Origin of the sequence: Aureibaculum koreense (assembly GCF_034296135.1) — a bacterium.
Classification (GTDB): Bacteria; Bacteroidota; Bacteroidia; order Flavobacteriales; family Flavobacteriaceae; genus Aureibaculum.
The window spans coordinates 49,805-57,145 of record NZ_JAXKVV010000022.1; the positions used below are offsets into that span (position 1 = coordinate 49,805).

The window sequence follows — 7,341 nt, forward strand, 5'->3', positions numbered from 1 at the left end:
TGAAACATCATATAGAAATTTAGAAAATGTTACCACTATTTAATACGGTTATTTCTTGGTTTTTAAAAAAGAGAAAGCACCAAATGGAGCTTTTCTTAAAATATCCTATTGATGTTCAGCACGAGTTGTTAATTCGCCTAGTTGAAACTGCTAAAAACACGGAGTTTGGTAAGCAGTATAACTTTAGCTCGATTTATAATTATCAAACTTTTAGAGAACAAGTTCCAATTCAACAATACGAAACATTTGAGCCTTTAATTGAACGAGCAAGAAAAGGGGAGCAAAATCTATTTTGGCCAACGCAAATTCAGTGGTTTGCTAAATCTAGTGGCACTACCAACGCAAAAAGTAAGTTTATTCCAGTAAGTCAAGAGGCATTAGAATACTGTCATTTAAAGGCAGGAAAAGATATGTTGGCACTTTATATCAATAATAATGAAGATGCAGGATTGTTCAATGGTCGAGGATTACGCTTAGGAGGGAGTAGTGCAATTTATGAAGATAATAACACCTATTTCGGAGATTTATCTGCAATAATAATTGAAAATATGCCTTTTTGGGCCGATTTTAGTTCTTCGCCTAAGTCAGAGGTTGCCTTGATGAGTGAGTGGGAAGCAAAGATGGAAGCCATAGTAAATGAAACCATAAATGAAAATATTACAAGTTTAGTGGGTGTGCCTTCATGGATGTTGGTATTGTTAAATGCGGTATTGGAAAAAACAGGAAAGGATAATATTTTAGAGGTGTGGCCGAATTTAGAAGTCTATTTTCATGGTGGGGTAAATTTTAATCCTTACCGGGAGCAATATAAAAAGTTAATTCCTAAAAAAGATTTTAGATATTACGAAACCTATAATGCTTCGGAGGGTTTCTTCGCCCTACAAGATGAAAATAATTCGTTAGATTTACTGTTAATGTTGGATTATGGCATTTTTTATGAATTTATTCCCATGTCGGAGTTCAATGGTGAAGATTCAATAGCCATTCCGTTGGAAGAGGTACAGTTAAATATAAATTATGCCATTGTAATTACAACTAATGCTGGCTTGTGGAGATATTTAATTGGCGACACCGTTAAATTTGTTTCGTTAAATCCTTTTCGGATAAGAATTACGGGAAGAACCAAACATTATATCAATGTTTTTGGTGAGGAATTAATTATCGAAAATGCAGAAGAGGCCTTAAAACAAGCTTGTGCAAAGACCAACGCCATAGTTGTTGATTATACGGTTGCCCCTATTTTTATGGACGGCAAAAAACAAGGCTCACATGAATGGATGATAGAGTTTAAAAAAGCACCAAAAAATATTGATTATTTTACTGAGCTATTAGACAATTCATTAAAGTCCATCAATTCAGATTATGAAGCCAAACGCTATAATGACATGACATTGACCATGCCAAAAGTTCACCAAGCCCAAGCGGGACTATTCTACAATTGGTTGAAGTTAAAAAATAAGTTAGGTGGACAGCATAAAGTGCCAAGACTCTCCAACAGTAGAGGTTTTATGGATGAGCTGCTTGAAATGTCCACTCCAAAAAATTTAGCTTAAAAGTGCATCTTTTTTAACTTCTTTACGTCTAATAGATGTAAAAAGAAGTTTAACCTTAAAATTTAATAATATGAGAAATAGAGAATGTACCTGCAACTGTGAAGGATGTAAAGACGGAACTTGTACAAATTGTACGTGCGAGAATTGCACCTGTTCAGGTTGTAATTGTTAATGAGCCCACCCCTAGCCCCTCCCTAAGGGAGGGGAATATTGGGGTATAAAAAATCAGCAATCTTCTTTGAGAAGGAATTTGCAATTGAAAGAAAGGATTTAAACTTTAAAGGAAAATATAAATTTTAACCAAAATTGAACTCCCTTCCCTTGGGGAAGGTTGGGGATGGGCTTATGACAGACACAAAAATTATTTGGAACAGATACTCGGAAAATTTGAGACGATTTGTTTTGTCTAAAGTTATAGATGAAAGCATTGCTGATGATTTATTACAAGAGGTTTTTATAAAAGTACATACCAAAATATCGAATGTAAAAGACATCGATAAAATAAAGTCTTGGATTTTTTCTGTGGCAAACAATACTATTACTGATTATTTTAGAGCTACTAAAAAAAATCATTTTTCGATTGATAATGATATTGCCAAATTGGATATTGAAGATAACGATAGCCATACGGTAGAATTCTATGAACATTCCGAACATGATTGTCTATACGGAATCATAACTAATTTAGATAAAAAGTACAGAGATCCACTTTTTATGGCCGATATTCAGGGATATAAGCAACAAGAAATAGCTAAATTTTTAAAAGTGCCTTTACCCACCGTAAAATCGCAAATACAACGTGCTAGAAAAATGATTGCCCAAGGGTTTATGGATTGCTGTGGTTACGAATTGAATGATAAAGGTAAATTAGTTGGAGAAATTAAGAGTAAAGAAGATTGTAAGGTTTGTAATTAAATACTAACCGAAATAACATCCTCTGTAACCCAAGCCTCGCATAAAATTTTGAAATCGGAGCCTGTGTCCAGTACATCTTCAAAGGCTTTGTAATCTATCCAAACAAACCCATTATTGCCCCAGCTTTCTCCCCATGAATTCACCACTTTAAAGGCATTTTTTGCATCGTCATAACCAACAACCAACATAGCGTGTGATCCGTCAGCATTTTCAAACTCTCTGTAAACAGCGTCACCATTAGCATCTATTTTTCCAAAATGATTTCGGTCAATAGAAATGGCAATAACAATCGGTTGATTTTTATTTAAAAATGCTTTAGCCTGATTGAACAGGGTATCACCATCCAAATAAGAAAATGACATGATTTTGTTTTCTTCTGCTAAATTAATTTGTGTTTCGGTTGGCTGAGTTTGGCATTCATTTTCATTGTAGGGCATTTCACTTAATGTAACAATTCCTGTATCAGAAATAAGTTCCAAAGCACTTGGTATTTGAGAACCACTATCGCAGTCAGCTACCTTAATTTGATTGTAAATAAATGCGGGACTTAATAAATTGTTAGGATTTTGTATGCTATTATTTGCATCTTCAACGTTTTCCTGATATCCCTTTAGATAATATCCTGTTGCCCATGCCACGCAAGAACCTTGTTTGCCTTGATTGCCGATTGGTGGTAAAAAAGAGGAAAGATCTAAGGACCCTGGAAACGTTGAAGGGATTTCAATATCGGCTTTATTACCCGTAGTGGGCTCAGAAAATCCGTAGCAAAAAGAGCCTTCCGCACCAAAATTTTGATTTTCGGGGTCTATAACAAACTCGTTATCGTTATTTATTTCATTATTACCAGAAAACTGAATGTCATCACAATTCAAACATAAAATTGCCAAAGAAAGAAATGCAAATTTTCGCATAAGAATATATTTTGAAATTATTAATAGTATTTCTTTTTATAGCGACGATTGATAGAAACCTATCAAATTTCGTTCCGAATTGACAAGAAAATTAATTATTTACTGTAAAAATTATATTTTGAAGTGTTTGGAGTTAAATATGTGAAGAAATGCAAGGGCCAATTATATCTTCCTATCAATTACATAATTAACCATTTCAGTTAGTGATTTTTTGTATGGAGAATCAGGGTAGGAATTTAAAATAGTAATTGCTTCTTTATGGTAGGTTTTCATTTTTTTAATGGTATATTCAATGCCACCATTATCCTTTACAAAATCAATAACCTCTTTAACACGTTTTTTATCCTTGTTTTTATTTTTTATTGAGTTGATGAGCCATTTTTTATTCTTTTCAGAGCAAGTATTCATGGTGTAAATGAGCGGTAAGGTCATTTTACGCTCCTTGATGTCAATACCTGTTGGTTTGCCGATCTTCCCATCAGAATAATCAAAAAGATCGTCTTTTATTTGAAATGCGATACCGATTATTTCACCAAATTTTCTCATTTTTTGAACCTCCTCTTGTGTGGCATTTACGGATGCAGCACCGATTCCACAACAGGCGGCTATTAGCGTTGCAGTTTTTTGACGGATAATTTCGAAATAAACATCTTCCGTAATGTCTAGCTTTCTTGCTTTTTCAATTTGTAATAATTCGCCTTCGCTCATTTCGCGAACGGCTACGGAAATTAGTTTTAGAATGTCAAAATCGCCATGGTCTATGGAAAGTAGAACCCCTTTAGAGAGTAAAAAATCACCAACCAAAACGGCAATTTTATTTTTCCATAAGGCATTTATAGAGAAAAATCCACGTCTTCGATTGCTATCATCAACAACGTCATCATGCACCAACGTTGCAGTATGAATCAGTTCAATACAAGATGCTCCGCGATAAGTGCGGTCGTTTACTTTACCACCGGAAACCATTTTTGCAACTAAAAAAACGAACATGGGCCGCATTTGTTTCCCTTTTCGGCGTATAATAAAATGTGTAATCCTATTTAATAAAGGTACATTCGAAATCATAGAAGCTTTGAACTTGTCTTCAAAGAATTCCATTTCCGCTTTTATGGGAAGTTTTATTTGTTCTATGATTTTCAATGTGCTATGTAGATTTTATACCAATTGCTATCAAGGTTTCAATTTATTTTATCTTTTTAATAGGAAATGGCAATTTCCAAATGTATAAACCGCGAGTTCCCCCTCCTTTGGAGGGGGCTAGGGGGAGGCTTCTATCTTGGCCCAACTATCACGTAAAGGCACGGTTCTGTTAAAAACTAAGTATTCAGCAGTACTATCACTATCCACACAGAAATAACCTAAACGTTGAAATTGGAATCTGTCCAATACCTTTGCCGTTTTTAAACTAGGTTCTACAAAAGCATTTATAATTTCCAATGAATTCGGGTTGATAAACTCCTTAAAATCCTTGTCTTTATGTGAGTCTGGAGCTTCGTCATTAAACAATCTGTCATATAAACGCACTTCCGCTTTTATCGCATGGGGTATGGATACCCAATGCAAAGTACCCTTAACCTTACGTTGACTTTCTTCAGTGCCGCTACCACTTTTGCTTAAAGGATCATAAGTGCAATGTATTTCGGTTATTTCGCCGTTGTCATCTTTCACAACCGATTCCGCTTTAATGATATACGCATTTTTTAACCGGACTTCCTTTCCTAATTTTAACCTAAAGAATTTTTTGTTGGCTTCTTCTCTAAAATCCTCTTTTTCAATATAGATTTCTCTCGAAAAAGGAACTTTCCTACTGCCAGCATTTTCGTCTTCTGGATTGTTTTCTGCTTCTAGCCATTCTTCTTTTCCTTCAGGATAATTGGTAATAACCACCTTTACAGGATTCAATACTGCCATAACCCGTGGTGCTGTTTTGTTCAAATCGTCTTTTATGCAAAACTCCAATAACGCTACATCCGTAACATTATCACGTTTTGAAATTCCGGCAACTTCACTAAATTTTCTGATGGCGTTTGGGGTATAGCCCCTTCTACGCAATCCAGAAATGGTGGGCATACGCGGATCGTCCCAGCCATTTACGTGCCCTTCTTCTACCAATTGCAACAACTTACGTTTGCTCGTTACGGTATAGCTCAAATTACGTCGGGCAAATTCACGTTGTTTTGGGCGTAAATCGTCACCAGAACAAATTTGATCTAAACACCAATCGTATAGTGGCCGGTGACTTTTAAATTCCAATGTACATAGCGAATGGGAGATTTGCTCAATATAATCCGATTGTCCGTGAGCCCAATCATACATTGGATAAATGCTCCAAGTAGCTCCAGTTCTATGGTGTTTTCTATTTAATACACGATACAAAATTGGATCACGCATGTGCATATTCGGCGAAGCCATATCTATTTTTGCACGTAGTACATGAGAACCTTCTGGAAATTCGCCATTTTTCATTTTCTCGAAAAGTTCTAGGTTTTCTTCTATAGGTCTGTCCCTGTTCGGACTATTGGTGCCAGCTTCCGTGGGTGTGCCTTTTTGCTCGGCGATTTTCACTGACGGTTGATCGTCCACATAAGCCAAACCATCATTAATCAACTTTATAGCCCAATCGTACAATTGCTGAAAATAATCTGAAGAGTATAATTCATTTGCCCATTCAAACCCTAACCATTGTATGTCTTTTTTAATAGCGTCAACATATTCCTGCTCTTCTTTGGCGGGATTGGTATCGTCAAAACGCAAATTAACCGGGGAGTTATATTTTAATCCTAACCCGAAATTTAGGCAGATTGAAGCAGCGTGACCAATATGTAAATACCCATTTGGTTCTGGTGGAAACCGAAAATGCAGTTTGTCTCTGTCAAGACCATTGGCCAAATCTTCTTCTATTATTTGCTCTAAAAAATTGAGTGATTTTTTTTCTTCAGACATTAAGTGTTTGTTTGTAATAGCTTACAAAAATAGGTAAAATAATTATAGAGATATGGATTAAATACCGTAACATTTGGTTTAGTTTAACTACCTATATTTGTAAGTAAAAAAAGTGAAAATGAAAAATCTACTAATTATATTTTTGCTAATCATTTCCTTTAGCTGTACACATTCGCAAGATAAAACCAAAAAAGAATTGGTTTTTGCTGATACCTTGCGAATCAATAATGATTTAATCAATATTACCAACACAAAAAAAACTAGAAATTATAAAAATATTCATACACTTGATAGTGTTGCCGGTTATATCAAATCAGGGCTTCAAAAAGTATGTGATTCTACTGGGTATCAAAAATATGATGTTGATGGAAACGTATATAAAAATGTAATAGGTTCAATTGGAATAGAAAATAAAGAACGTATCATAATTGGTGCCCATTACGATGTTTTTGGCAATCAACAAGGTGCTGATGACAATGCTAGCGGTGTAGCAGGTTTACTGGAATTGGCTCGACTTTTAGCCAAAGAGAACCTCAAATACAGAATAGATTTTGTAGCATACACCTTAGAAGAACCTCCTTTTTTTAGAACAGAACAAATGGGCAGTTATATTCATGCCAATTATCTTTTTGAGAGTAAAATTCCCGTAAAGGGAATGATTTGCTTGGAAATGATTGGATATTATAATGATAAACCAGACTCACAAGAATATCCGATTTCAGGAATGAGTTTGATGTATGGAAACAAAGCAAATTTTATAACGGTAGTTCAACATAAGGACAGTGGCAAATTTAGTGAGGAGATTACCTCGTTAATGGAATCGCAACAACTAATTCCCACCAAATCTTTTAAAGGCAATGCTCTCTTGCCCGGAGTTGATTTCTCTGACCATTTGAATTATACCATTTCTGATTTAAAAATACTCAAAAAATGTTTTAGTGTATAATTGATAACTGGTGATAGATTTTATAAGTTCAGGAGTTAGTTGGTTTACCATCTCAGTAATTTTATCTTGTAGC

Annotated in this window: 6 protein-coding genes; 3 read left to right on the top strand and 3 right to left on the bottom strand. The window is 35.0% G+C overall.

Translation table 11 applies throughout. The features are described 5' to 3' along the window. Window positions 1-26: 26 nt before the first annotated feature. Both UMM65_RS14675 and UMM65_RS14680 read left to right on the top strand, forming a co-directional pair. Complete coding sequence (locus UMM65_RS14675; RefSeq protein ID WP_321977605.1) at window positions 27-1,553, top strand: GH3 auxin-responsive promoter family protein; 1,527 nt, start codon at window positions 27-29, stop codon at window positions 1,551-1,553. Window positions 1,554-1,955: 402 nt separating this feature from the next. After that, window positions 1,956-2,468 (top strand): sigma-70 family RNA polymerase sigma factor, encoded by a 513-nt coding sequence (locus tag UMM65_RS14680; RefSeq protein WP_415859566.1) that lies wholly within the window; start codon window positions 1,956-1,958, stop codon window positions 2,466-2,468. On the opposite strand, the gene UMM65_RS14685 is transcribed toward UMM65_RS14680, so the two are convergent. The 3 genes from UMM65_RS14685 to UMM65_RS14695 all read right to left on the bottom strand — a co-directional run bounded on the left by UMM65_RS14685 (window position 2,465) and on the right by UMM65_RS14695 (window position 6,322). Next, window positions 2,465-3,379 (bottom strand): C1 family peptidase, encoded by a 915-nt coding sequence (locus UMM65_RS14685; RefSeq protein WP_321977609.1) that lies wholly within the window; start codon window positions 3,377-3,379, stop codon window positions 2,465-2,467. The two genes, UMM65_RS14680 and UMM65_RS14685, sit on opposite strands and share 4 nt — an antisense overlap. Window positions 3,380-3,541: 162 nt before the next feature. Beyond that, a complete protein-coding gene (locus UMM65_RS14690; protein WP_321977611.1) occupies window positions 3,542-4,519 on the bottom strand; it encodes a polyprenyl synthetase family protein in 978 nt (325 codons plus the stop codon). A gap of 117 nt (window positions 4,520-4,636) precedes the next feature. Further along, entirely contained in the window at window positions 4,637-6,322 is a 1,686-nt protein-coding gene (locus tag UMM65_RS14695; protein WP_321977613.1) for a glutamine--tRNA ligase/YqeY domain fusion protein, read from the bottom strand. A 118-nt stretch (window positions 6,323-6,440) separates the two neighbouring features. On the opposite strand from UMM65_RS14695, the gene UMM65_RS14700 reads away from it, so the two are divergent. After that, the gene (locus tag UMM65_RS14700; RefSeq protein WP_321977615.1) at window positions 6,441-7,268 is read left to right on the top strand and encodes a M28 family peptidase; all 828 of its coding nucleotides are present in this window, start codon (window positions 6,441-6,443) and stop codon (window positions 7,266-7,268) included. Window positions 7,269-7,341: the final 73 nt, after the last annotated feature.

Bases quoted from the DNA above. Each gene is read 5' to 3' on its own strand.
- UMM65_RS14675 (WP_321977605.1), top strand. From the start codon at position 27: ATGTTACCACTATTTAATACGGTTATTTCTTGGTTTTTAAAAAAGAGA.
- UMM65_RS14685 (WP_321977609.1), bottom strand. From the start codon at position 3,379: ATGCGAAAATTTGCATTTCTTTCTTTGGCAATTTTATGTTTGAATTGT.
- UMM65_RS14695 (WP_321977613.1), bottom strand. From the start codon at position 6,322: ATGTCTGAAGAAAAAAAATCACTCAATTTTTTAGAGCAAATAATAGAA.
- UMM65_RS14700 (WP_321977615.1), top strand. From the start codon at position 6,441: ATGAAAAATCTACTAATTATATTTTTGCTAATCATTTCCTTTAGCTGT.